The 23850-nt window shown below is 52.2% G+C and carries 26 protein-coding genes; all 26 read right to left on the reverse strand.

What is annotated here, in order from left to right:
- On the reverse strand, positions 1-840 hold the full coding sequence (locus ACFO9Q_RS13775; RefSeq protein ID WP_379182930.1) for an NADH-quinone oxidoreductase subunit C: 840 nt from the start codon (positions 838-840) through the stop codon (positions 1-3).
- Positions 837-1355 carry a NuoB/complex I 20 kDa subunit family protein gene (locus ACFO9Q_RS13780; protein WP_379182932.1) on the reverse strand — a complete coding sequence of 173 codons (519 nt, stop codon included), beginning with the start codon at positions 1353-1355 and terminating at the stop codon, positions 837-839. Before ACFO9Q_RS13780 ends, ACFO9Q_RS13775 begins: the two co-directional genes overlap by 4 nt.
- On the reverse strand, positions 1340-1711 hold the full coding sequence (locus ACFO9Q_RS13785; protein WP_379182934.1) for an NADH-quinone oxidoreductase subunit A: 372 nt from the start codon (positions 1709-1711) through the stop codon (positions 1340-1342). The genes ACFO9Q_RS13780 and ACFO9Q_RS13785 overlap by 16 nt, the downstream gene beginning before the upstream one ends.
- Before the next feature lie 66 nt (positions 1712-1777).
- Positions 1778-2962, reverse strand: a complete 1185-nt coding sequence (locus ACFO9Q_RS13790) for a GerAB/ArcD/ProY family transporter (protein ID WP_379182936.1) — start codon at positions 2960-2962, stop codon at positions 1778-1780.
- On the reverse strand, positions 2959-3204 hold the full coding sequence (locus ACFO9Q_RS13795; protein ID WP_379182938.1) for a hypothetical protein: 246 nt from the start codon (positions 3202-3204) through the stop codon (positions 2959-2961). Before ACFO9Q_RS13795 ends, ACFO9Q_RS13790 begins: the two co-directional genes overlap by 4 nt.
- 10 nt (positions 3205-3214) lie before the next feature.
- Complete coding sequence (locus ACFO9Q_RS13800; protein ID WP_379182940.1) at positions 3215-4432, reverse strand: Ger(x)C family spore germination protein; 1218 nt, start codon at positions 4430-4432, stop codon at positions 3215-3217.
- The gene (locus ACFO9Q_RS13805) at positions 4429-6009 is read right to left on the reverse strand and encodes a spore germination protein (RefSeq protein ID WP_379182942.1); all 1581 of its coding nucleotides are present in this window, start codon (positions 6007-6009) and stop codon (positions 4429-4431) included. Before ACFO9Q_RS13805 ends, ACFO9Q_RS13800 begins: the two co-directional genes overlap by 4 nt.
- A gap of 164 nt (positions 6010-6173) precedes the next feature.
- Positions 6174-6962: a tyrosine-protein phosphatase gene (locus ACFO9Q_RS13810; protein ID WP_379182944.1), complete on the reverse strand. Its 789-nt coding sequence runs from the start codon at positions 6960-6962 to the stop codon at positions 6174-6176.
- A 347-nt stretch (positions 6963-7309) separates the two neighbouring features.
- The gene (locus tag ACFO9Q_RS13815; protein ID WP_379182946.1) at positions 7310-7711 is read right to left on the reverse strand and encodes a F0F1 ATP synthase subunit epsilon; all 402 of its coding nucleotides are present in this window, start codon (positions 7709-7711) and stop codon (positions 7310-7312) included.
- Between the two features lie 28 nt (positions 7712-7739).
- Entirely contained in the window at positions 7740-9158 is a 1419-nt protein-coding gene (gene atpD / locus ACFO9Q_RS13820) for a F0F1 ATP synthase subunit beta (protein WP_379182948.1), read from the reverse strand.
- Between the two features lie 30 nt (positions 9159-9188).
- Positions 9189-10052: an ATP synthase F1 subunit gamma gene (gene atpG, locus ACFO9Q_RS13825; protein ID WP_379182950.1), complete on the reverse strand. Its 864-nt coding sequence runs from the start codon at positions 10050-10052 to the stop codon at positions 9189-9191.
- Between the two features lie 58 nt (positions 10053-10110).
- Positions 10111-11625 carry a F0F1 ATP synthase subunit alpha gene (atpA, locus tag ACFO9Q_RS13830; RefSeq protein WP_379182952.1) on the reverse strand — a complete coding sequence of 505 codons (1515 nt, stop codon included), beginning with the start codon at positions 11623-11625 and terminating at the stop codon, positions 10111-10113.
- 15 nt (positions 11626-11640) lie between these two features.
- A complete protein-coding gene (locus tag ACFO9Q_RS13835; protein WP_379182954.1) occupies positions 11641-12189 on the reverse strand; it encodes a F0F1 ATP synthase subunit delta in 549 nt (182 codons plus the stop codon).
- Entirely contained in the window at positions 12186-12668 is a 483-nt protein-coding gene (atpF, locus tag ACFO9Q_RS13840) for a F0F1 ATP synthase subunit B (protein WP_379182956.1), read from the reverse strand. The genes ACFO9Q_RS13835 and atpF overlap by 4 nt, the downstream gene beginning before the upstream one ends.
- A gap of 96 nt (positions 12669-12764) precedes the next feature.
- Positions 12765-12977, reverse strand: a complete 213-nt coding sequence (atpE, locus tag ACFO9Q_RS13845) for a F0F1 ATP synthase subunit C (RefSeq protein WP_379182958.1) — start codon at positions 12975-12977, stop codon at positions 12765-12767.
- Between the two features lie 105 nt (positions 12978-13082).
- Positions 13083-13859 carry a F0F1 ATP synthase subunit A gene (atpB, locus tag ACFO9Q_RS13850; protein WP_379182960.1) on the reverse strand — a complete coding sequence of 259 codons (777 nt, stop codon included), beginning with the start codon at positions 13857-13859 and terminating at the stop codon, positions 13083-13085.
- A 22-nt stretch (positions 13860-13881) separates the two neighbouring features.
- On the reverse strand, positions 13882-14250 hold the full coding sequence (locus ACFO9Q_RS13855) for an ATP synthase subunit I (RefSeq protein ID WP_379182962.1): 369 nt from the start codon (positions 14248-14250) through the stop codon (positions 13882-13884).
- Complete coding sequence (locus ACFO9Q_RS13860; protein WP_379182965.1) at positions 14243-14476, reverse strand: AtpZ/AtpI family protein; 234 nt, start codon at positions 14474-14476, stop codon at positions 14243-14245. The genes ACFO9Q_RS13855 and ACFO9Q_RS13860 overlap by 8 nt, the downstream gene beginning before the upstream one ends.
- A 188-nt stretch (positions 14477-14664) precedes the next feature.
- The gene (gene wecB, locus ACFO9Q_RS13865) at positions 14665-15813 is read right to left on the reverse strand and encodes a non-hydrolyzing UDP-N-acetylglucosamine 2-epimerase (protein ID WP_379182967.1); all 1149 of its coding nucleotides are present in this window, start codon (positions 15811-15813) and stop codon (positions 14665-14667) included.
- Positions 15814-15841: 28 nt separating this feature from the next.
- A complete protein-coding gene (gene upp / locus ACFO9Q_RS13870) occupies positions 15842-16471 on the reverse strand; it encodes a uracil phosphoribosyltransferase (RefSeq protein ID WP_379182969.1) in 630 nt (209 codons plus the stop codon).
- Between the two features lie 153 nt (positions 16472-16624).
- Positions 16625-17761, reverse strand: coding sequence for a hypothetical protein (locus tag ACFO9Q_RS13875; RefSeq protein ID WP_379182971.1), 1137 nt, complete (start codon positions 17759-17761; stop codon positions 16625-16627).
- A gap of 198 nt (positions 17762-17959) precedes the next feature.
- Positions 17960-18922, reverse strand: a complete 963-nt coding sequence (locus ACFO9Q_RS13880; protein ID WP_379182973.1) for an ABC transporter ATP-binding protein — start codon at positions 18920-18922, stop codon at positions 17960-17962.
- Positions 18919-19917, reverse strand: coding sequence for an ABC transporter ATP-binding protein (locus tag ACFO9Q_RS13885; protein WP_379182975.1), 999 nt, complete (start codon positions 19915-19917; stop codon positions 18919-18921). Before ACFO9Q_RS13885 ends, ACFO9Q_RS13880 begins: the two co-directional genes overlap by 4 nt.
- Before the next feature lie 12 nt (positions 19918-19929).
- On the reverse strand, positions 19930-20853 hold the full coding sequence (locus ACFO9Q_RS13890; RefSeq protein WP_379182977.1) for an ABC transporter permease: 924 nt from the start codon (positions 20851-20853) through the stop codon (positions 19930-19932).
- A 3-nt stretch (positions 20854-20856) separates the two neighbouring features.
- Complete coding sequence (locus ACFO9Q_RS13895; protein ID WP_379182979.1) at positions 20857-21789, reverse strand: ABC transporter permease; 933 nt, start codon at positions 21787-21789, stop codon at positions 20857-20859.
- 126 nt (positions 21790-21915) lie between these two features.
- Positions 21916-23577, reverse strand: coding sequence for a peptide ABC transporter substrate-binding protein (locus tag ACFO9Q_RS13900; RefSeq protein ID WP_379182981.1), 1662 nt, complete (start codon positions 23575-23577; stop codon positions 21916-21918).
- Positions 23578-23850 lie beyond the last annotated feature (273 nt).

The following is a 23850-nucleotide window of genomic DNA, read 5'->3' on the forward strand; positions in this document are numbered from 1 at the left end:
TTACACCTCCGAGTCTAACGGTTCATAGTCCTTGCGCAGCGGATGCCCCACCCATTCATCAGACATCATGATGCGGCGCAGATCCGGGTGGTTGTGAAAAGTAACACCAAGCAAGTCATACACCTCCCGCTCATTCCAATTCGCCGTCGCCCACAGCGGGGTGACAGACGCAACGGAGGGAGCTTCGCGATCCGTGCGGACCTTAACGGCATATTCCAGCTTCGTCTCTAGCGACACGAAGTGGTAGACCACTTCCAGATGCGTCTCATAATCGACGCCAGACAGGTTACGCAGGTAGTTGCACTGGAGGCCCTTCGGGCTCTTCATGAGCTCAGCCGTCTGCAGCCATCGCTCATTCTTAATGACCAGCGTCGGCATATCGCTGTTCAGCTCATTCACGTACGCTTCCTCGACCGCGTCGTCCGCGACGAGCGCCCTAATCAGCGCCGCAGCCTGGTCGAGCTGCGGCTGCTTCGGTGAAGGCGGCTTCGGCTCCTCAGGAGCCTCCGCTGCTTGCGCTTCCTCCGCGGCCTTCGCCGCCGCTCGGGCAGCCCTGGCCTCGGCGGCCGCCTTCAGCTTCGCCTCGCGCTCCGCGTCCACGGGCGGCGCGCCTGCTCCGCTCACAGCTTCACCTGCTCCCTCGCCAGCTCCGCCAGCTCCGCTCACAGCTTCACCTGCTCCCTCGCCAGCTCCGCCCGCTCCGCTCACAGCCTCGCCAGCTGCCGCCGCTCCGCCGGCCTCCGCCGCGCCCGCTCCCCCAGCTTCGCCCTCCACGCCAGCGGTGCCTTCAGCCACCGCCTTCGTAAGCGCTTTCCCTTCGTCCTTCCCGTCGCTCCTCATCGGCCGGTCACCCGCTTCCCGGTCTTCGCTTCATAGCGAATCTTCTCCTGCAGCTTGTTAATGCCGTAGATCAGCGCAGCAGGGTTAGGCGGACAGCCTGGTATGTATACATCCACTGGTACGATCTGGTCCACACCCTTAATGACGGCGTACGACTTGATATAAGGCCCGCCAGCCGTCGCGCAGGAGCCCATCGCAATGACCCACTTCGGCTCCGGCATCTGGTCATACAGGCGGCGCAGCAGCGGTCCCATCTTCTTCGTCACCGTGCCGGCCACAATCATGACATCCGACTGGCGCGGCGACGTCCGGAACATCACACCGAACCGGTCCAGGTCATAATGGGAAGCGCCCGTGCCCATCATCTCAATCGCACAGCATGCCAGCCCGAAGGTGAGCGGCCACAGCGAGTTGCTCCGCGCCCAGGCCTTCAGCTGCTCCAGCGTTCCCATGAATACGTTGCGCTCCAGCTCCTTGCGCTCCTCGAGCGTAATCGACTCTAGATTGAATTCCATCTTAGCACCTTCTTCTTCCAGGCATATAGAAGTCCAATGAGCAGCATTCCGGTGAAAATAACCATCTCAACGAGCACAAATAAGCCGAGCTTATCATAAGCAACGGCCCACGGGTATAAGAAAACGGTCTCAACATCAAAGATAACGAACATTAACGCAAACAAATAGTAACGGATATTGAAGCGTACCTGACCTTCCCCAACCGGCTCATTGCCGCTCTCATAGGTAGACTGCTTCGGATCCGTAGGCTTGCTAGGACGCAGCAGCTTGCCTACAGTCAGCGCAACAACAGGGAGCAAAATACCAAGGCCGATAAATAGCGAGACAACGACATAATTGTTGAAGTAGACTTCCACCTTATCGCCTCCGTTAATCGCATGGTAACGTTGCCCCCTTATTTTAACAAATGCGGTCACTGTCGTCTATGATGGAGTTGTCTTGGCCGATTCCCCTGTGTCCACTGGAGGAGGGCTTCCCTTCGGCTTGTCTCCTGGCAGCTCCTTCAGTCCTCTTAGCTTGGCAAGGATCAGCACAGCGAGAGGAATGATGAAACCCATCCCAACCGAATAGACCGTCCACACCTCCGTCTGGAACCACCTGGCATGGGCGGCATTACGATACACATAGCCGGCCAGGGGGCATACGATAAAGGCATAGGGCACGACGAGAGCACGATAGCTGGACAGATGGAGCAGATGAGCCGTGCTTAAGGTGAGCACATAGAAGCACAGGATCAGCTTCATGAACACCGTACTCACCCATACGACAGCGACCAGAATCTCAACCCTGACCAGAATCTCTTCAATGTTGATCTGCTTCGCCATGTCGTAGACCGAGAACGGGCTGCGTACAACCAAGTCTGCTCCTAGCACACCTATGAGCAATATGGCTATGAGCACACTTGAGATTCCAATAATCAGGACACTCAGCTTAGCCGTACGCTTCAGCTTCGATCGCTCCTCCGGCTTAATCAGCTGAAGCAGCATCGCCATGAATACGAACTCTCCGATCGGGAAGCCGAGCACGGGATAGATGCCTTTGATCGGCGTCATGATACCCGTATACAGCAGCGGCTCGAAGTTCTTGAGCTGGAACTGGTTAAGCAGCAGGATAGAGATGAATCCGATGACCAGCACCGCCCAGACGAACAGAATCTCTCCTGTTCGAGCGATCGTCTCCACTCCCAGCATGACGCCATACACGATGACGCTCATGAACGTAACCGCGATGAACCAAGGCGGGGTCATCGGCAATACAGAGCTGCCCAGGAAGTCGGTAATATTCCTTAAGACGAGTGCACTGAGCAGCAGGTAGAAGAAGATATAACTAACCGCTACCAGCTTCCCGCCCGCCCGGCCAAGCACCTTCTCCAGAATCTGCACGAGAGACAGGCTGGGGAACCGGCTCGCTAATGCGAAGTACAATACAATAACGAGATAGTTGAAGGGTACAGTAAGCAGCATCGACAGCCAAGCATCTTGCTTCGCGATGGAGATGACAGCGGAAGGAATGAGGAGAGCGGCACTGCCGAGAGCGAACAGATAGAGCATCTTGCCCCACTGCGCTGCGCTAATGAGGCCGTCATTCATCGTTCTCCCTCTGTTCATGGAGACACCTCTTCATAGATCCATCTGTTAATCGGTGTGTAGATAGGCTTCAGCACATAACCTACCATGTTCGTCGGGTTCGGTACATGTACATGAAGCAGCAATGCAGCAGATAATACCGTTCCCAGGAGGAGCAGCAAGCATGCTGCTGTGCCTTCCCCGCCCTTGCCCTGACTCATCCTCCATCTAACCGTCAACACACCCGTGAGGACCGCTGCTGTAGTAATTATTGTAATTCCCATGCTCTGCCCCTCACTTTACAACGGATTCGCCTCTTACCCCTGCATCCGTTATGGTCGTTATTACTTCTACCTTATGCTTCACCTTCGGATAGATCTGCTCCCAATCGCGATGAATCTTCTTCCATAGGCGAGGCTGCTGCTGATAGACAACGTGGCCCCATTCCAGTACATCGACACGCATCTGCTTCTGTACCTTCTGAATCGCCGCATTCACTTCAGACTTGACAGCCTCCTCTGTGAGGCGGCTTGCCTCCTCTAACACCTTCTCGTCATACACATTGACATTGGGACACATAATTTCGTGCATGCTGCCTGTCTGATGAATCTTCATATTCATCTCAGGATAGGGAGAATCCGTCTGCTTAGCCTTGACTTCTACAGATGAGCTCCCGATTTCCATACTAATATAGCCGTCTAGATCCGGACATGGGATTTTGACGACCGTGTTTTTTATTTTGTTTTTCAACCAGCCTATGCCTCGTGATTCCTTGCGATTCAGATAGCCAATTAGCTTACCGTCTCGAAGAGCGGCCATCGTCACCACCTTAGGGAACGCGCTCGGCTTAATCTTCTCAATATTGCTTAATGTGTTCCCTTGCGACTTGTCTCCTTCAATCTCAAGAGTCGGAATCAGCGCCTGCTCGAATTGTTGAGAGGAGCCAATGCGGGTCAGCTCCTGCACCGTTACCGGATAAGTGCCGCCCTGCGCCTCTTGTGTCACTTCAACCAACTGATGAATCTGTGAGGCTGGAATCTGTTCCATCGTTGTCGTGAGCTGCAGAATCTGAAGCGCGGAGCTGCCTCTGACATTCAGCACATAGCTGTTCGTGCGAATCTCCGGATTGCGTTCAATCAGGTCGAGCAGCGGGTAGATGCCTTCTCTCGCCATACTCTCACCAACGATAAGCAGCTGTGCATGGGAGAAGAACAATCTCCTAGACGTCTTCGCTGTCATCTTGCGGAAGGCTTCGAACAACGTATCGCCGGAATCCGTTACCGTCATGACTGGTGCTCCTCCGCCTCCGCTGTCCTTGGATGCTACTCTCTGCGGAAGCACAACCTGGACAGTAACTCTCATCTTGTATCGCTCCGTCGGATCCTTGTCTACGCCTACCGCCAGCACAACTCCCATACGGTCCAGGTAACGAAGATCCCAGCAGCCTGTCACAGCTATCGCCGAGAACAGGAGGAGACTGCACAGGGCCGCTATTCTAATCCGCCTGCTCATTCCTGTGGGGCCTCCCCTTCCAGCTTGGCTGCGTCCATATTCCCTCTGACGGGATTCTGTTCCGCCATCGGCTTCGGCCTCGTCTTCATCTGCCACATCGGAACACGAATGATCGTATCCTTCAGGTTGGTTAGTATCGTTGGCGCGAATGGTGTGAGATACGGAACGCCGAAGGATCTGATCGAGCTGAGATGAAGCACCAGGAACAGCAGCACCAAGGCGATGCCATAGAATCCGAGGGTAGAGGCTGCTGCCAGCAGCAGGAATCGAAGCATCCTTGCGGCAATGGCAAGATTATAGGAAGGCGAGACGAAGCTGGTAATGGCCGTCAAGGAGACGACAATGACGACTGCCGGCGACACAATTCCTGCTTCTACGACCGATTGTCCGATGACGAGACCGCCTACGATAGATATTGTGCTTCCTACGGTGCTGGGCATACGAATAACCGCCTCTCGCAGAATCTCGAAGACGAATTCCATGATGAACGCCTCTAGATAGGCAGGGAAGGGGACCCCCTCTCGCTGGGCGGCCAGCTTCAGCAGAAGCTGAGTCGGAATCATCTCTTGATGGAATCCGAGAATTGCGACATACACAGAGGGCAGCATTAAGGAGATGAAGAAGGATACGTAGCGCAGCAAGCGTATTAGGGTCGCAATATCGAACCGCTGATAATAATCCTCTGATGATTGAAAAAAAACATTAAGAACAGCCGGTACCATCAATACGAACGGTGTTCCATCGACGAGAATGGCCACCTTGCCCTCTAGCAGGCCAGCCGCGATAACGTCTGGACGCTCGCTATTGAATAGAGTCGGGAACGGCGTCCATACTTGATCCGATATAAGCTCCTCAATATAGGAGGACTCGAGAACGCCGTCAATCTCAATCTCGCCAAGCCTCTTCTTGAGTTCGCTAAGAAGGCTGTCGTCTGCTAGCCCCTTGATGTACATCAGACCAATCGGAGTCTGCGTGATCTCCCCTACGGTTAGCTGCTCCAGCCATAGCTTGGGAGAACGAATCTTCCTTCTAATTAAGGAAGTGTTCGTGCGGATGGATTCGGTGAAGCCCTCTCTTGGACCTCGGATGACCAGTTGGGTCTTAGGCTCCTCTACTCCCCTCTTCGCACCGCCTGGGACGCTCGCGCCGAGAGCGACATTGACCCCTTCCACTAGGATGAGAGCCCGTCCAATGAATAGTCCAGCGAAGGCTTCCTTCCAGTTGTTATACTCCTCGAGCAGACCTGTCGTCACGAGCATACTCTTAATGACAGACAGCGGAGGCTTGACCTCCTCTTCTAACCTAATCTTCCTGCTCTGCAGTGCACCGATTACATATTCATCCAGCTTCTCATCATCCGCTACACACTGCACATGGATGACTGTCACCCTCAGCGTCTGCTCTCCTCCCTCGAGCTCCAGCTCACGGAAGATGAGATCGTCGCTCTCACCCATCTCTTGCTTCAACCAGTCCATGTTCCCCTGAAGGCTGCTTGAGATCAGCTTGCTCTCGTATTCCCCTAGCTGCTTCTCCTCCAGCTCCTTCGCCTTGCCTGATTCCTTCTTCTTGGGCTTCATGTGTCCGCCCCCCTGCGTACCGCATCTTGTCACAATAGGATAACTCCCCCTTGGTAAAAGTATGCACAACAAGCAAAAACCGCAGAACCTGATTAGGTTCTGCGGTCATTCGCTCTTGTTATGGGGACAGGGACAGGAACAGGGACTGTTGCTGAGCTATAGATTCAGGCTCTCCCAAGCCATGACTTCAGCTTGCTCCAGCCATTCGGCGCCGGAGCAGCTAGCAGCTCCGGCTGCTCACCAGGCCGAATGTCTCTGAGCAAGCCTCTGGCATTGGCTTGGTAATAGTCCGACCACTCCCGTCCAAGCTCGCTCTCAATCCTTAAGTAGGCTTCCCGCATTCGGAAGCCTCTGCGATCCAGATGGTGGGCATCCGATGAGACATAATGAATGAGTCCTTGCCTGCATAAGCTCCAAGCCGTTCTCTCCACCCCTCTGCCGAATCCGCCAAGGAGGGAGTGGGTCGTCATCTGCGCATAGGCTCCAGCCTCAATGAGCTCAGCAAGCCTTTCCGGCTGCTTGGCCACCTCAGCATTTCGCTCTGGGTGGGCGATAATGACCTGTTTTCCCTGCAGCTTAAGCTCATAGATTAGCTCCTCCAAGTACGAAGGGATATTTGCTGGCGGCATCTCTAGTAATAAGTAGGATGTAGAAGCTAACGTTGTTAGTGTGCCTCTCTCTATTCCTAGCAACAATTCCTTATGTACATGAATCTCTTGTCCGGGATGAACGGTTAGCTGAATCTGCTCCTTCTGGAGCTTCTCGTTCAGCGATTGAACCCGATCTCTCACGTCCTGAGCAATATTGCTGAATCGCCCATCGTAATGGTGGGGAGTGGCAATCACATCTGTAATTCCTTCATCGCTTGCTGCTCTGGCGAGATCGAAGCTTTCATCGAGATTTTTGGCACCGTCGTCGATGCCGGGCAAGATGTGCGTATGAATATCAATCATGGCAGGCACCTCCTCATTTATATCAGGATGATTCTATTATATCATAGGCTGGCGCTATGTTTTTTGGTCCTGTGTATAAATTTGGTAAAAACAGTAGGCTAGTCTCCCCGGTGCTCCTCTTCACCTCCAATCTCGGGTGGGTGCCTTTTTTACCCCCTTGCCCCACTATCCCCTTCCTTCAGGATGACTCTCGTTCACGCTTGCTATCCACTCACTCGGCCATCCAGGTGCACTTATGCACCTTATTCGCTCGTCCGCTCTCCCACTCCTACTAGGTCAAGCTCATAACAAAAAAAGCGCCGCAACGGTCAGACTAGCTGACTGATGCGACGCTTCCAATTCATGACTTACAAGCCTTGCTTGACGTTAATCCGGTTCAGGGCACGCTGCAGAGCGAGCTCTGCACGGCGCTGGTCAACTTCACTCTTCTTCGCGGATAGACGCTGTTCAGCACGCTGCTTCGCGGATTCTGCACGTTCGATATTAATATCTTCCGGCAGCTCTGCGCTCTCAGCGAGAATGACAACCTTGTCCTTGCGAACTTCGATGAAGCCGCCGTTCACCGCAATGACGTCTTCTTGCCCATTGCGCTTAATGACGACAGGAGCAATGCGAAGCGGTGTTACGAGTGGAATGTGGTTAGGCAGAATACCTAGCTCACCCTCCGCACCCTTCACGCTAACCATGCTTGCTTGCTCTGCGTACACCTTGCGCTCTGGTGTAACAATCTCTACTAAAAAGGAGCTCATAACCTTACCTCCCTAAGCTCTAAGGTAATTAAACCTCTTGAGCCAGCTTCTTCGCCTTCTCGACCGCTTGCTCAATCGATCCGACGTTATGGAAAGCCGGTTCTGGAAGATCATCGTGCTTCCCTTCGAGAATCTCCTTGAAGCTGCGGACGGTTTCTTTGACCGGTACATAGACGCCAGGCATGCCGTTGAAAGCTTCAGCAACGTGCAGCGGCTGCGACAGGAACAACTGAATCCGGCGCGCACGCAGTACGAGCAGCTTGTCATCCTCGGACAACTCGTCCATACCTAGGATGGCGATAATATCTTGAAGCTCCTTGTAGCGTTGAAGAAGCTTCTTCACGCCTTGAGCGACTTGGTAATGCTCTTCGCCTAGAATCTCAGGCGTCAGGATACGGGATGACGAAGCGAGCGGATCTACCGCTGGGAAGATACCCATAGCCGCGATGTTACGCTCAAGGTTCGTTGTTGCATCCAAGTGAGCGAATGCTGTAGCAGGAGCCGGATCCGTATAGTCATCGGCAGGTACATAGATCGCTTGAATGGATGTTACGGAACCCTTCTTCGTCGAAGTGATACGCTCTTGCAGCTGACCCATCTCAGTTGCCAGCGTTGGCTGGTAACCTACGGCAGATGGCATACGGCCTAGCAAGGCGGATACTTCAGAACCAGCTTGCGTGAAGCGGAAGATGTTATCGACGAACAGAAGCACGTCCTTGCCTTCCTGATCACGGAAGTACTCAGCCATTGTCAGACCAGTCAGAGCTACGCGAAGACGCGCGCCTGGCGGCTCATTCATCTGTCCGAATACCATTGCTGTCTTAGCGATAACGCCGGAATCACTCATCTCGTGGTATAGGTCATTACCTTCACGAGTACGCTCGCCTACACCGGCGAATACAGAGATACCGCCGTGCTCTTGAGCGATGTTGTGGATCAGCTCTTGCATCGTTACCGTCTTACCAACGCCGGCACCGCCGAAGAGGCCGATCTTACCACCCTTGGAGTAAGGAGCCATGAGATCGATAACCTTGATACCTGTCTCAAGGATCTCTTGTTGAGTCGACAGCTCTTCGAATGGAGGAGCTTGACGGTGAATTGGGTTCACAATCGTGCGGTCAACCTCACCGTTGTTATCAATTGGATCACCTAGTACGTTGAATACACGACCCAGTGTCGCAGGTCCAACAGGTACAGTAATCGGTTGGCCCAGGTCAAGTGCTTCTGTTCCTCTAACTAGTCCGTCAGTGGAAGACATGGCAACACAGCGAACCGTGTTGTCGCCCAGGTGAGTCGCTACTTCAACGGTCAGGCTGATCTCGCGCTCATTCTCACCTTGAGCCTTACGTTCAATCTTAATCGCATTAAGAATCTCAGGCAGATGACCCTTGTCGAATTCGATATCGACTACCGGTCCCAGTACCTGGACTACGCGTCCCTTACTCATTGCTGTCCCTCCTTCATGTTCTGCATATATCTATGCTTGCGCGTTCGCTCCGCCGACGATCTCTGCAATCTCTTGCGTAATTGCTGCTTGACGCGCACGGTTGTACGTTAATGTCAGGCCGGCAATCATCTTCGTCGCGTTCTTCGTTGCGTTGCCCATTGCCGTCATCCGTGCACCGAACTCACTCGCCTTGCCTTCCAATACGGAGCTGTAGATCAACGTCTCCGCATACTTAGGAAGAAGTACATCTAGCACTTCCTCCGCCGAAGGCTCGTACTCGTAGTCGGACTTGGATCCCCCGGAGAGCTGTGAAGCATCCAGCGGAAGCAATTGCTTGATGACCGGTACTTGTGTAATTGCATTATAGAATTGGTTGTACACCAGGTGAAGCTGGTCGTAGTCACCATTCTCATAGCCGCTGACAGCAGCTGCTGCTACGGACTTGATGTCGGAGAATTTCGGCGAGTCGGACAAGCCGATTGTCTCGCCTGCAATCTCGACATTGCGGCGCTTGAAGTAATCACGGCCCTTGCGTCCGATGACGAAGATGTCATACTCGGCTGCTGACTTGTGATTCTCTTGGATTGCCGTCCATACCTTACGAAGCACGTTCACATTGTAACCACCTGCGAGGCCGCGATCTGAAGTGACGACTAGATAAGCCGTCCGCTTAATCTCGCGGGTCTGCAGCATGGGATGCTTAATCGTGCCTCCGCTCGATGCAATGCTGGCAACAACTTCCTTGATCTTGTCGGTATAGGGTCTAGCTGCAACCGCCGCCTCCTGAGCTCTTCTCAGCTTGGCAGCTGCAACCATCTCCATTGCCTTCGTGATCTGCTTCGTATTTTGCTTACTCTTGATCGAGCGCTTAATCTCGCGCATTCCTTTAGCCATTCGTTGTCACCACCTTAATGCCGGGCTTGGGCCCCTTGATCAAGTCCGGCTCTGCAATTTATACGGATACTGCAAAGCTTTTCTTGAACGTCTTGATTGCTTCGACAAGAACCTTCTCATTGTCGGAAGTCAGATCCTTCGTATCACGAATGGAAGCCAGAATCTCCGGCTTGTTAGCCCCTACGTAATCCAGAAGACCAGCTTCGAAGCGACGAACGTCTGCTACTGGAATATCATCAACATGCCCTCTTGTTACCGTATATAGGGATACGACTTGGCTCTCAACCGGAAGCGGCTGGTTAACGCCCTGCTTCAGAATCTCAAGCGTACGCTCCCCGCGGTTAAGACGGGACTGAGTTACCTTATCAAGATCAGAACCGAACTGTGCGAATGCTGCAAGCTCACGGTATTGGGCTAGGTCAAGCTTAAGGGTACCTGCAACCTTCTTCATCGCCTTGATCTGAGCGGAGCTACCTACACGGGATACAGAGTTACCTACGTTAACCGCAGGACGCTGACCGGAGTAGAACAGATCGGACTCTAGGAAGATCTGACCATCCGTAATGGAGATTACGTTGGTAGGGATATAAGCTGAGATATCACCCGCTTGAGTCTCGATGAACGGCAATGCCGTCAAGGAACCGCCGCCGAGCTCATCGTTCAGCTTAGCTGCACGCTCTAGCAGACGGGAGTGCAGGTAGAATACGTCACCTGGGTAAGCTTCCCGACCCGGTGGACGGCGAAGCAGCAAGGACAACTCACGGTATGCTGCTGCTTGCTTGGAGAGATCATCGTAGATGACAAGAACGTGCTTGCCATTGTACATGAAGTACTCACCCATGGAGCAGCCCGTGTAAGGTGCGATGTAGAGCAATGGTGAAGGCTCGGAAGCACTTGCTGTTACCACGATTGTGTAATCAAGCGCGCCTTGCTTACGAAGCGATTCAACAACCGTACGAACCGTTGATTGCTTCTGACCAATGGCAACATAGATACAGATAACGTCGTTGTCCTTCTGGTTAACGATCGTATCGATAGCGATCTGTGTCTTACCAGTCTGACGGTCACCGATGATCAGCTCACGCTGACCGCGGCCGATTGGAATCATCGCGTCAATCGCTTTGATACCCGTCTGCATCGGTTCGAATACGGATTTACGAGCCATTACGCCCGGAGCCGGAGACTCGATCGGACGGGATTGCGTCGTGTTGATTGGGCCGTTGCCGTCAACAGGCTCACCCAGTGCGTTAACAACGCGGCCAAGGAGAGCTTCCCCTACTGGAACTTCCATGATACGGCCGGTTCTTTTCACTTGGTCGCCTTCACGGATGCCTTTGTATGGTCCCATGATAACGACACCGACGTTGCTCTCTTCCAGGTTGAGGGCCATGCCGACAACACCGTTGGAGAACTCAAGCAATTCGCCTGCCATTGCGTTCTCAAGACCGTGAACGCGGGCAATACCGTCACCGACTTGAATGACTGTACCGACATCAACGACTTGAATCTCGGATTTATATTGTTCGATCTGTTGTTTAATCAGCGTGCTGATTTCATCAGGTCTAATGCTCAATTCGTTCACCCCTATCTACAGTGCTAGTGATTTTAATGATTTCTCAAGACGGCTAAGCTTACCCGACAGGCTTCCGTCATACAGACGATTGCCGATGCGGACTTGAATGCCGCCTAACAGGGAAGGCTCAACGACTTGCTGTGCAAGGATCTTCTTCCCCGAGATTGCACCGAACTGTGCAGCAACATCCGATAGCTCGGAGTCTGTCAGCAGCTGGGCTGTATATACGGTAGCTTGAGCTTGGCCTAACGCCTCGCCTGCAATCTTCGTGAACGTCTCTGCGATGTCCGAGAGGATATCAAGGCGGCCGCGTGTGACAAGCAGCTCAAGCGTGTTGTTCAGGATGACCGAGATCTGATCTCCGAATGCTCCGCGCAGCAGGGCAATCTTCTGTTCCGTACCGATGCTTGGTGAGGCAAGGAATCTGCCGAGGTCCTTGTTCTCCTCGATAGCAGATACAATCAGCTTAAGCTGGGCTTCAATCTCATTAACGAGGCTTTGTCCCTGAGCGATGTCGAACAATGCTTTAGCGTAGCGCTTCGCTACGACCGCATCGCGGCTCATTTGCTTCCAACTTCCTTCAGATATTGATTAACGATCTGCTCCTGTGACTTCTCGTCAACCTGCTTCTCGATAATCTTGGACGCAATCTTAACGGAGATGCTGCCCACTTCGCCGCGAAGCTCGGCAACTGCCTTGTTCTTCTCACTCTCGATGTCTCTAAGCGCATCGTCCTTCAGACGAGTGGCTTCGGACTTCGCAGATTGAACAATCTCATCCGCTGTCTTCGTGCTCGTTACGCGAGCTTGCTCGATAATATCGTAAGCCTCTTTGCGGGCTTGCTGAAGGGCTTGCTTCTGTTCTTCCATGGAAGACTCAGCTTGCTTGCGGCTTGACTCAGCTGTATTCATCTGCTCAAGAACCATCTGACGGCGCTGCTCCATAATAGCGAACAACGGGCCGAATGCGTACTTGCTCAGCAGGAAGTACAGGATTCCGAATGCCACCATCGCAATTATTGTTGATTCAGGTAAAAAATGCATAGCTGCCTCTCCTTTCTTGAACCATCTACACCATTAATCATAACGAAGGCGAAGAGGGCTTAAAGGCCTTCCCCGCCAAATATAGCTCGGTTATTCTTAGCTGAAGAAAGCCAAGAAGCCGATAACTACGCCGATGATAGGCACAACTTCTACGATACCTACCCCGATGAACATAGTCGTCTGAAGCTTACCTTGAAGTTCTGGTTGACGAGCGATACCTTCTACTGTCTTGCTGACGATCAGACCGTTACCGATACCTGCGCCCAGTGCGCCCAAACCTACTGCTAAAGCTGCTGCTAACATTTCCATTGTGAAAAATCCTCCTCAAATTGGTCTCATATTGGGTGAATCATGTATTTCCAGCTACTCATGTCGAACGTACGTCCGGGGTGAAACCTGAACCCTTGTACAATCTTAATGCTCGTCGTGGATCGTCGCTTGCGAGATGTACACCATCGTTAGAATAGTGAACAGGAACGCCTGAATCGCACCTACGAAAATACTGAAAGCCTGCCATGCAATCAAGAACGGCGTACCGATAATGCCTAGCATCAGAATCGTAGAGATGAGAACCTCACCGGCAAAGATGTTGGCATAGAGACGAAGCGACAGTGTAATCGGCTTCGCGATCTCCTTGATCAGGTTAAGCGGGAAGAATACCGGGAACGGCTCGAAGTAGTGCTTCAAGTAGTACTTCCGGTTCAGCTTCAGACCTAAGAAGTGAATCATAACGAAGACGATAAGCGCGAGGCCGGCTGTAACCGAGAGGTCAGCAGTTGGCGACTTCCACCAAGCGATCGCGATGTGCTCGTGGTTCTCTTCTGCAACCTTAATATCTTCTTCGGTAATATGAAGCCACTCAATCGGCTTGTCCACTTCCGTTACCACACCCAGCGGCAAGCCGAGCAGGTTGGAGACGAAGATGAACATAATGAGCGTCATACCGAGCGACAGGTAAGGCTTAACCTTGTTCAGCGGCATCGTGCTCGCAATCGTGTTGTGAACGAAGTCAACGACCCATTCCAGGAAGTTCTGCATCTTGGACGGATTGCTTACCGACAGATTGCTGACAGCCAGACGTGCAATCAAGAATGTGACCACACACGATACCAGTATAGCCAGGATGGCAGAGAGGTCTAAGTTGAGCGTCAAGCCACCTAGTTCAACTGGTACTATGGGAAATTCATGCATGTAATTGTTTCACCCCTTTCCGCTAAGATTGACGACTATTGTGATAATAAGCTGATGCCAATACCAGGAGAGGGACGACGATTGAAGCTGCGAGCACGGAAGGGAGATGAAGCGTTTCCGGGTTCTTATAAGCAACCATAGTGGCTAAGAGAATCATAGCTATACGGCTGCCTAATCCAAGTCCCATTCTTCGCTTCCCTTGCCCTGCTGCCGCATGGCCAACCATCTCAGCCCGGCGCCTCAGCAAAAGCGCATTCATGGAACTTGCTGCCAGACCGACTATTATGCCTGCTGCAACCGTCCGCAAGTCAGGCAAGAGCGCCCATAGAAGCAGACAAGCGGTTACAATGGCCAGAACAGCCTGCATTGCAGTCTTCATGATGTTATCCATCGGTGTCCTCCAGAACCTTCTTCACCAGCATGATGGCTGAGAGAATGCCGACAGCCAGACCAACAAGAATTCCTCCAACGATCCACGCCTTCTCTCCGCCTAAGCGGTCTCCGGCATATGAACCAATCAAGTAACCCAAAAAGATACAAATAACGACAGAAATTCCCATCACTCCGACCAAGCCAGCGGCTATGAGCGGATTATCCTTATTGCTCTTCTTGTTCATGGTCTACCCCTGTCAATCCTCATATATTTTATCGAAGCGTTGCAAGGTTTGTCAATTGTAATAACTGCAAACATTCCGTGAACAAAAGGCTGAGAAGCCTTGATATCACTAGTGTTCTTAGCCAGCCAAACCGTACAGTAGCACTGTATGCTGTAGATTAGGCTGGCATCCGTATCTTCATGCAGGAACTATGAACGTTGTGTGAACGAATCCGGGCGCTGGTCTCTTCTGCCAAAATGATGCAGGATCGCCTGCACGATTCGGACTGACGCTTGTCCATCCCCGTAAGGATTAGCGGCTTCGCTCATCTTGTCGTATAGCTGCGAGTCTGTCAATAAAGCATGAGTCCTGTCGTATACCGCATGCTCATCGGTACCTACAAGCTCCAGCGTACCTGCTCCGACTCCCTCTGGACGCTCCGTTGTATCCCGCAGGACAAGCACAGGAACACCGAAGGAAGGCGCCTCTTCCTGCAATCCGCCGGAGTCCGTCAGAATGAGGTGGGTGTGCGGGTAGAAGTTATGAAGATCGACGACATCCAGCGGATCAATCAGCTTAATACGCGGATGGTCGCCGAGCAGCTCCTGCGCCGGCTCGCGAACGGCCGGGCTTGGATGAACTGGATACACAATCGCGACATCCTCGAACTCATCAGCTATACGTCGTACGGCACGGAAGATCTGACGATGCGGCTCACCCTGCGATTCCCGGCGATGGGCGGTCATTAGAATAAGACGCTTCCCCTCCGCCCATTCGAGCACAGGATGCGCGAAGTCCGGCTTCACCGTATATTGGAACACGTCCGTTACAGTATTGCCCGTCACATAGACCTGCTCCTCCGACTTGTTCTCCTTGAGCAGATTGCCGGCCGACCAATCCGTCGGTGCGAAGTGAACGTCTGCAAGGACACCTGTCAGCTGGCGGTTCATCTCCTCCGGATAAGGCGACAGCTTGTTCCATGTCCGAAGGCCTGCCTCCACATGGCCAACCTTAATCTGCTGGAGGAAGGAAGCATAGCTCGCGAGGAACGTCGTCAGCGTATCGCCGTGTACGAGCACGATATCCGGCTTCGCCTCGCGTAGCACGGGCTCCAGCCCCTGGAGCACGCGAATTGTAATCTCATTCAGCGTCTGGCGATCCTTCATTACGTCCAGGTCATAGTCAGGCGTAATGTTGAACACTTCCAGCACTTGATCGAGCATCTGGCGATGCTGGGCTGTTACGCATACAATCGATTCAATCTCTTCGGGATGCTTCTGCAGCTCCAAGATGAGCGGAGCCATCTTAATCGCTTCCGGGCGCACCCCGAAGATGGTCATTACCTTAAGCTTAGACATCCTGATCTCTCACTCCTCATGCTAGTTACTAATTCGTACCGAACATCCGGTCTCCGGCATCGCCAAGACCCGGGACGATATATCCCTTATCATTCAAGCGCTCATCCAGCGCTGCGATGTAGATATCTACATCAGGATGGCGTTCCTGGACCGCCTTCACCCCTTCGGGTGCAGCAATTAAGCACATGAGCTTAATCTGGTCGCAGTTCCGGCTCTTCAGCGAATCAATTGCCGCATTCGCGGATCCGCCTGTCGCCAGCATCGGATCAATTACGATCAAGAGGCGTTCCGGCGCATCCGTCGGCAGATTAATATAATACTCCTTCGGCAGCAGCGTCTCATGATCACGCGCCAGTCCAATATGTCCTACCTTCGCCGATGGGATGAGCTTCAAGATCCCTTCCACCATGCCCAGCCCCGCGCGAAGAATAGGCACAAGACCGAGCATCCGGCCGGATACCACCTTGGCTTCCGTCTCCGTTACTGGGGTCTGTACCTTGATCGTGTCGAGCGGGATATCCCGTGTAATCTCATAAGCCATCAACGTGGCTACTTCATCCACCAGCTCACGGAAGTCCTTCGTTATCGTATTCTTGTCCCGGATGAACGTCAGCTTATGCTGAATCAAGGGATGGTCGCAGATGACCAATTTACTCATGGAGCATGTTCCTCCTGTATGCCTGCAATGGCTCTTATTGAATTCGGTTGATTTTCCCCTTGCCGGAGAACATCCGTATTATTATAGCATTGTAGAGGACAGACTGCATCTTCGGAAAATAGGCAACTTGGTGAGAAAAAAAGAAACCAACACCTAGCTCCCGCCGCCGCAGCCTCCCCCTCCACCGCAGGACGAGCCGCCGCAGGAGCTGCCACCGCCGCTGCCCGAGCTTCCTCCGTCGCTGCCGCTGCTGCAAGAGCTGCCCGCACCGCCGTCATTGCCGCTGCCGCCTTGATCACCTCTGCTATCCGAGCTGTCATCGTGTACACTGCAGCTTGAGCTGCTTCCGCAGCCGCTGTTCGCCTTGCGCTCCTCCTCCGTCTGCGCCCCATCCATCTCTTGTTGGAAGGCACTCGGCGATTGCACCGAGTTCATGATGAGCAAGCCCGACAGCAGACCTGTCGTCATCCCTGCATCTCTTGAGAAGGAATCGTGAATCCGATCGCGTGAGAAGCTCTCACCCTGAGCAGGCTCCTTCGCAGCCGCATGCTGCCTTCTCACTCGGTCCACCATATAATCAATCGCTTGCCGAAGCTCCGGCTTCGCTTCATACGCCTTGCTGTTGAACCAGCGCATACGCAGCTCATCGGCGCTCAGGCTATCCAGCTCCTGCAGCCTCGAAGCCGACATCGGCGTCCGGTAGAATGCACCCCACAGACGGCCGCTGGCCGGTGCCTGCTCGAACAGCTCGCCGTAGGCCCAGTCGAACAGCGCACGCTCTCCCTGATCTGGCTGCACCTCAGCTCCGTGGGGAGCATGATGAATCGTATCGCCCGTGAATTGCTTACAGAACTGCTCATATTCCCGTGTGAACATCAGCATCTCATGCCAGACCTCATCCACCTTGCTGCTGTACATCGGCACGCCGCGCAATACCCCGCACAGCAGGAAGAATCGCTTCAGCTCGAACCACGTCCACTCCCATTCCTTGTCCTGCATGCGAGTATGCTTCCTCAGGATCCGATCCTTGACTCTCGCTTCCATGTCTAGACCCAGTGCAGCTTCCAGCCGCTCAGCAGCCATCCTCGCAGGATGGCCTTCCGGAACTCCTAGTGCAGCAGGAGGCGTCCCATCACTCCATGGGGCTGCCATACTTCCGCTCCTTACTGGTCGATAGTTCCCCCCGATATATCCGCCGCGCCCCTGATTGCCTCCGGCAGACTTCGCTACTACACCAATAAGTATCGCTACGAACAGGAATACAATAACCAGCGTGAATCCGATCATCATTCTCGCCCTCCTCTATACCATGCACCATTTACCCATATCTTAACATAGGAACCTCACGAATAAGTCAGCGCCTTAGCAAAAAAATAGGAAGCACCCCGTCCAGCTCCTTGCAGGCTGAACAGAGTGCTTCCTAACTTACCAAGCTCACGCCGCCTTCAAGACGGCGGAGCCATTCCATAGCAATCCGCTTGACGACCCTTACGCCGAAGCGTAGTGGCAAGCAGCCAAGTGACCGCTCTTCATCTCAACCAGAGGCGGCTCTACCTTCGAGCACAGCTCTGTCGCGAGTGGACAGCGCGTACGGAAGTGGCAGCCGCTCGGCGGGTTAACCGGACTTGGCAGGTCACCCTTCAAGACGATGCGTTCACGAGTCGCTTCAATCTCCGGATCCGGAATCGGAATCGCGGACAGCAGCGCACGTGTATAAGGGTGGGAAGGATTCGCATAGAGCTCCGCGCTCTCCGCAATCTCAATCACCTTACCCAGGTACATAACCGCTACACGGTCACTAATATGCTTCACCATAGATAAGTCATGGGCAATGAACATATACGTCAGGCCCATCTTGCGCTGCAGATTCTGCATCAGGTTCACGACCTGGGCTTGAATCGATACGTCCAGCGCGGAGATTGGCTCATCGGCAATGATGAACTGCGGATTAACGGCTAGCGCGCGGGCAATCCCGATCCGCTGCCGCTGACCGCCGGAGAATTCATGCGGATAGCGAGTGGCATGGTCAGGGTTAAGCCCAACCAGATCCAGCATCTCCTCGACCTTCTTCTTCCGTTCCTGACGGCTGTTCACCAGGTTATGAATGTCCAGCGCTTCCCCGATCACATCGGTAATCGTCATACGCGGATTGAGCGAAGCATACGGATCCTGGAAAATCATCTGCATATCGCGGCGCAGAGCCTTCATCTTCGAACCGGACAGCTTCGTAATGTCCGTTCCGCCGAACTTCACGGTACCGCTGGTCGGCTCATAGAGACGAAGAATGGTACGGCCGGCCGTAGACTTGCCGCAGCCGGATTCCCCAACGACGCCAAGCGTCTCGCCCTTGCCGATCGTGAAGGAGATATCATTCACTGCATGCAGCGTGTTGCCGCCGCCGATATTGAAGGACTTCACGAGATTATTGACTTCTAATAGAGGCGTACTCATGCAGTCACCTCCCCTTGTGCGAGTGGATGAGACAGCCAGCATGCCGCAGCATGTCCGTCGCCCTTCGCTACAGGAAGCAGCTCAGGATCGTTATCCAGGCACACGCGCATAGCGTCGTCGCAGCGAGCGCAGAACGAGCAGCCTGCTGGCGGCTTAATTAGATCCGGCGGCATACCGTAGATCGGAATAAGCGGTTCGTTCTTCTTCTGATCCAGACGCGGTACGGAGCGAAGGAGACCTCTTGTATAAGGGTGCTGAGGGTTCTTGAATATCTCCCACTTCGTACCGGTCTCCACGACCTTGCCCGCATACATAACGATCACGCGATCGCACATATCTGCTACAACGCCGAGGTCATGCGTAATGAGAATGATGGACGTGCCCAGCTTCTGCTGAACATCCTTCATCACGGTCATAATCTGAGCTTGAATCGTTACATCGAGCGCCGTAGTCGGCTCATCCGCGATGAGCAGAGCAGGATTGCACGCAAGCGCAATGGCAATCATCGCCCGCTGGCGCATACCGCCTGAGAATTGATGAGGGAATTGCTTCACGCGCTCTGCCGCATTCGGTATTCCGACCAGCTGCAGCATCTCAATCGCACGGGCATTCGCCTGCTTGTCGTTCATGCCCTGGTGCTTGATTAACCCTTCTGTAATCTGACGGCCAATCGTCAGCGTCGGGTTCAGAGAGGTCATAGGATCCTGGAAGATCATGCCCATCTCATTGCCCCGTATGGCTTCCATCTGCTTATCCGTCTTCTTCAGGATGTCGGAGCCCTTGAACATAATCGATCCCGTCATATGCGCAGGCGGCGAAGGAATGAGCCGCATTAACGATTGAGCCGTAACCGACTTGCCGCAGCCGGACTCCCCGACGATAGCTACGGTCTCGCCTTTATTCACATGAAAGTTAACGCCGCGTACCGCTTGGACGATTCCGCCGCGTACCTTGAAGTTCACACGAAGATCTTGGACATCAAGTATCCGTTCCATCTATTCCACCTCCTACTTCTTCATCTTCGGATCGAGTGCGTCTCTAAGACCGTCTCCGAATATATTAAAGCAAAGCATAGTTATACTTAGGACACCCGCCGGGAAAATCATTCTCCACGGGTATAGCTGCCAGGTCTTAACTGCGTCATTAATCATCGTACCCAGTGAGGCCGCAGGCGATTGCACACCAAGGCCCAGGAAGCTTAGGAACGCTTCAGCGAATATCGCACTTGGCACAGTCAGAGTAAGCGTAACGATAATAGGTCCCATTGCATTCGGAATCAGATGCCTGAATAGAATGCGCGGAGCACCCGCACCTAGTGCTTGAGACGCAAGGACGTACTCTTGATTCTTAAGCTGCATAATCTGGCCTCGAACGATCCAGGCCATACTAATCCAGCCGGTTATACTTAAGGCTAATACAATCGTGAACATACTCGGATTAAGAACAACGATGAACAATATAACGATCAGCATATTCGGAATGGAGTATAGAATCTCACAGATGCGGTTAAGCACCTCATCTACACGACCGCCGAAGTATCCCATAATACCGCCGATAATAACGCCTAGAATAAGGTCAGCCAATGCAGCATACAGACCAACCTGCAGAGATATTCCTGTACCCATCCATGTTCTTGTGAACAAGTCCCGCCCGAGGTCATCGGTTCCGAACCAGTAGGTGGCCGATGGTCCTAGATTTTTCTCAGTAAGGTGGTTCGTACGATAGTCCTGTTCGGAGATGATAGGTCCGAGAATAGCAGCTAATGATACAAGCAATATCACAATAAGAGAGAACATGGCAATCTTGCTGGAGCGGAGACGAAGCCATGCGTCTTTCCACGCCGATATGCTCTCACGCACGATTACTTCGGGTTTCTTCTCATCCTTGTTCAGTTTCTTGAACTGTGAAGCATCGAATGTTTTATTTTCCACCGGTCAACCTCCTTTCCCTCTGGACAGCTTAATTCTCGGATCAACGAAGCCGTAAGCGACATCGGTCAAGAATCGAGCAACCATCAGAATGATTCCATAGAATAAAGTAAGCCCCATAATGAGCGTATAGTCACGGTTAGAAATACTGTCGACAAAGTGTTTGCCTAGACCTCCAATACTGAAGATCTTCTCCACAACAACTGAGCCGGTAATGATATTGGCTGTCATAGGGCCAATGTAGGTTACGACTGGCAAGATCGCATTGCGAAGCGCATGACGAATGAGAATGATTCGCCCGCTCAAGCCCTTGGATCTGGCAGTCTTAATATAATCCGCAGACAATACTTCCAGCATCGTCGATCGAGTCAGTCTGGCGATGAAGGCTGCAGGTAAGAAGGATAACGCTAGGACTGGCATAATGAAGTCTGTTGGGTCATTAAGACCTTGAACATCAAGCAGACGAAGCTTGCTTCCCAAGAAATACTGCAAGATCGATGCAACTAGGAAGTTAGGAATAGACACACCCAGTACTGCAATGAAGATCGTGAAGCTGTCTAAGAACTTCCGATGGTTAAGAGCTGCAATAATGCCTAATATCAGGCCCATAGCAACTGCCAGAATGATAGCAAAAATACCTATCTGGAGTGAATATACAAAGCTCTCGCTTATAATTTTCGCAACTGTCCGATATTGATATTTCATGGATATACCGAAGTCACCATGAATCAGGTTGTTCAAATACATCAGATACTGCTTCCATACGGGCTGATCAAGGCCATACATCGCGAGCAGATTTTCTCGAATTTTTTCAGGTATCGCTTTTTCTCTAACGAACGGGTCGCCGGGTATTGCCTTCATGAGGAAGAAGGTGGCCGACGCAAGTACAAACAAAGAAGCAATCATAGATAGAAACTTCTTGGATATATATTTAATCAACGCAATGGACACCTCCTTATAGAATATAAAAATCGATATTCAACCTTGTCTCATGCTATTTGCAACAAGAAAGGGATATATGCGGCACCCCGCATATATCCCTAGCTTCAGGTGCTGGAAGGATGACTATTTTGCCTCGAAGTAAGCTCTAGTGTAATCGACATCGCCTTTGTAGTCCGTAACGATGTTCTTCAAGCCTGGCTTGACCATATACACGTTGCTGTAGTAGTAGATCGGCATAATCGGCATTTCATCCATCAAGATCTTCTCAGCCTTGCTTAGAGCATCCATACGTACCTTCTGATCATCTGTGCTGTAAGCCTTCTTGATCAGAGAATCGTATTCAGCGGAAGCGAAGCCTGTATTGTTCTGAGTACCATTCGTAACGAACATATCCAGGTAAGTCATTGGATCGTTATAGTCTGCTCCCCAGCCTGCGCGTGCAATCTGGTAGTTCATCGCTGTACGGTTCTTCAGAAGAACAGGGAAGTCTTGGTTCTCGATACCTACTTCGATACCGAGGTTCTGACGCCACATCTCAACGATTGCTTCAGCAATCTTCTTGTGACCGTCACTTGTATTGAAAATTACAGTAACCTTAGGGAACTTGTCCAGACCTTGCTCCTTAAGACCTTCTGCTAGCAGCTTCTTCGCTTCAGCAGCGTCTTCCTTGAAGAAGTCGTCCTTAATCTCTTCACGGTATTGCTTCTCAACACCAGTAATACCAGGAGGTACGAAGCCGAAGGAAGGAACTTCGCCAGCCATCGTTACACTCTCAACAATCGCTTGACGATCAATTGCCATACCTAGTGCTTTACGAACCTTCACACTCTTGAATGGAGCTTCTTGCGTATTGAACTGGTAGTAGTACGAGCTTGCAATCCCCTTAGTGAAGATCTCGTCCTTCTTGGATTCCTTCAGGACAGCAATCTGCTCGGCAGGAATCTCGCCAGTCGGCTTACCTGTGTAATCCAGCTCATCTGTCTCATAAGTGGCAAGCTCAGTTGCTGAATCTGGAATCATAGAGAAGTGAACGCCTGCAAGCTTGATCTCGTCAGCCGCGTAGTAGTGCTCACTTGGCTCTAGGTCGATAGATACGCTGTGCTCCCAAGCCTTAAGCTTGAATGGACCGTTCGTAATGATGGTCTCAGCTTCAGCTGCCCATGCTTCGTTGTCCTTAATGGACTGATGCTCTGGGTAGTACGTGTAGAACGAGGTAAGGCTCAAGAAGTATGGAGTCGGCGATTTCAAGGTAACGACAAGCGTCTTCTCGTCAGTAGCCTTAATGCCCACTTCGTCAGCTGTCTTCACTTTGCCTTCGTTATACTCTTGTGCACCCTTGATGTAGTAGAACTGGTACGAATAAGTGGAACCTGTTGCTGGGTCTAGGGCACGTTTCCAAGAGAACTCGAAGTCGTTAGCGGTAACTTTGTCACCGTTGCTCCACTTCGCGTCTTCACGCATATGGAAGGTGTAAGTCAGGCCGTCTTCAGAGACGTCCCACTTCTCAGCCATACCAGCGATGGATTGGCCGTTCTCGTCCTTACGAGTAAGACCTTCGTAGATCCCTGTTGCAATTGTACCGGACACATTGTCTTCCATTAGTGCAGGATCAAGTGTGGATGGCTCGGAGTGAAGGTTCATGCGGAATACCTTCTTCTCTACCTTACCACCGGTCTCGCCGTTGTTAGCACCGTTGTTCTCTTCTTTTGGAGTACAACCTACAGCAACAATCGCAAGAATGAGTAAAGCAACAAAAAACGTGTAAGCAGACTTTCTTGTTCTCACTTTAGATCCTCCCATTTGTGTGTCTGTTCTACGCGGGCAGAATCCCTCACCTCGCTCCAAGACCCCATACATCCGTTCGTACCTTCAACTGCTTGTCCGGCACAAATGTGCATATATTCTTGAGCTAACGCTTAGCACTCTTTCCGATCAAACATACAAAATTATGTTTACTTATTTTTTACTATACAACCATGTTAACTATTTATCAATAATATGTCAGCTGTTAATTTTTGTTTCGGTCATTATTTTATTTATCACTTTAGTGCTTCGAAG

Source organism: Paenibacillus sp. GCM10023252, assembly GCF_042653305.1.
In the GTDB taxonomy this organism is placed as follows: domain Bacteria; phylum Bacillota; class Bacilli; order Paenibacillales; family Paenibacillaceae; genus Pristimantibacillus.

Excerpts from the sequence above, each read along its gene's own strand:
- ACFO9Q_RS13775 (WP_379182930.1), bottom strand. The coding sequence starts at position 840 with ATGAGGAGCGACGGGAAGGACGAAGGGAAAGCGCTTACGAAGGCGGTG.
- ACFO9Q_RS13780 (WP_379182932.1), bottom strand. The coding sequence starts at position 1,355 with ATGGAATTCAATCTAGAGTCGATTACGCTCGAGGAGCGCAAGGAGCTG.
- ACFO9Q_RS13790 (WP_379182936.1), bottom strand. The coding sequence starts at position 2,962 with ATGAACAGAGGGAGAACGATGAATGACGGCCTCATTAGCGCAGCGCAG.
- ACFO9Q_RS13795 (WP_379182938.1), bottom strand. The coding sequence starts at position 3,204 with ATGGGAATTACAATAATTACTACAGCAGCGGTCCTCACGGGTGTGTTG.
- ACFO9Q_RS13800 (WP_379182940.1), bottom strand. The coding sequence starts at position 4,432 with ATGAGCAGGCGGATTAGAATAGCGGCCCTGTGCAGTCTCCTCCTGTTC.
- ACFO9Q_RS13805 (WP_379182942.1), bottom strand. The coding sequence starts at position 6,009 with ATGAAGCCCAAGAAGAAGGAATCAGGCAAGGCGAAGGAGCTGGAGGAG.
- ACFO9Q_RS13810 (WP_379182944.1), bottom strand. The coding sequence starts at position 6,962 with ATGATTGATATTCATACGCACATCTTGCCCGGCATCGACGACGGTGCC.
- ACFO9Q_RS13815 (WP_379182946.1), bottom strand. The coding sequence starts at position 7,711 with ATGAGCTCCTTTTTAGTAGAGATTGTTACACCAGAGCGCAAGGTGTAC.
- atpD (WP_379182948.1), bottom strand. The coding sequence starts at position 9,158 with ATGAGTAAGGGACGCGTAGTCCAGGTACTGGGACCGGTAGTCGATATC.
- atpG (WP_379182950.1), bottom strand. The coding sequence starts at position 10,052 with ATGGCTAAAGGAATGCGCGAGATTAAGCGCTCGATCAAGAGTAAGCAA.
- ACFO9Q_RS13835 (WP_379182954.1), bottom strand. The coding sequence starts at position 12,189 with ATGAGCCGCGATGCGGTCGTAGCGAAGCGCTACGCTAAAGCATTGTTC.
- atpF (WP_379182956.1), bottom strand. The coding sequence starts at position 12,668 with ATGCATTTTTTACCTGAATCAACAATAATTGCGATGGTGGCATTCGGA.
- atpE (WP_379182958.1), bottom strand. The coding sequence starts at position 12,977 with ATGGAAATGTTAGCAGCAGCTTTAGCAGTAGGTTTGGGCGCACTGGGC.
- atpB (WP_379182960.1), bottom strand. The coding sequence starts at position 13,859 with ATGCATGAATTTCCCATAGTACCAGTTGAACTAGGTGGCTTGACGCTC.
- ACFO9Q_RS13855 (WP_379182962.1), bottom strand. The coding sequence starts at position 14,250 with ATGGATAACATCATGAAGACTGCAATGCAGGCTGTTCTGGCCATTGTA.
- ACFO9Q_RS13860 (WP_379182965.1), bottom strand. The coding sequence starts at position 14,476 with ATGAACAAGAAGAGCAATAAGGATAATCCGCTCATAGCCGCTGGCTTG.
- wecB (WP_379182967.1), bottom strand. The coding sequence starts at position 15,813 with ATGTCTAAGCTTAAGGTAATGACCATCTTCGGGGTGCGCCCGGAAGCG.
- upp (WP_379182969.1), bottom strand. The coding sequence starts at position 16,471 with ATGAGTAAATTGGTCATCTGCGACCATCCCTTGATTCAGCATAAGCTG.
- ACFO9Q_RS13875 (WP_379182971.1), bottom strand. The coding sequence starts at position 17,761 with ATGATGATCGGATTCACGCTGGTTATTGTATTCCTGTTCGTAGCGATA.
- ACFO9Q_RS13880 (WP_379182973.1), bottom strand. The coding sequence starts at position 18,922 with ATGAGTACGCCTCTATTAGAAGTCAATAATCTCGTGAAGTCCTTCAAT.
- ACFO9Q_RS13885 (WP_379182975.1), bottom strand. The coding sequence starts at position 19,917 with ATGGAACGGATACTTGATGTCCAAGATCTTCGTGTGAACTTCAAGGTA.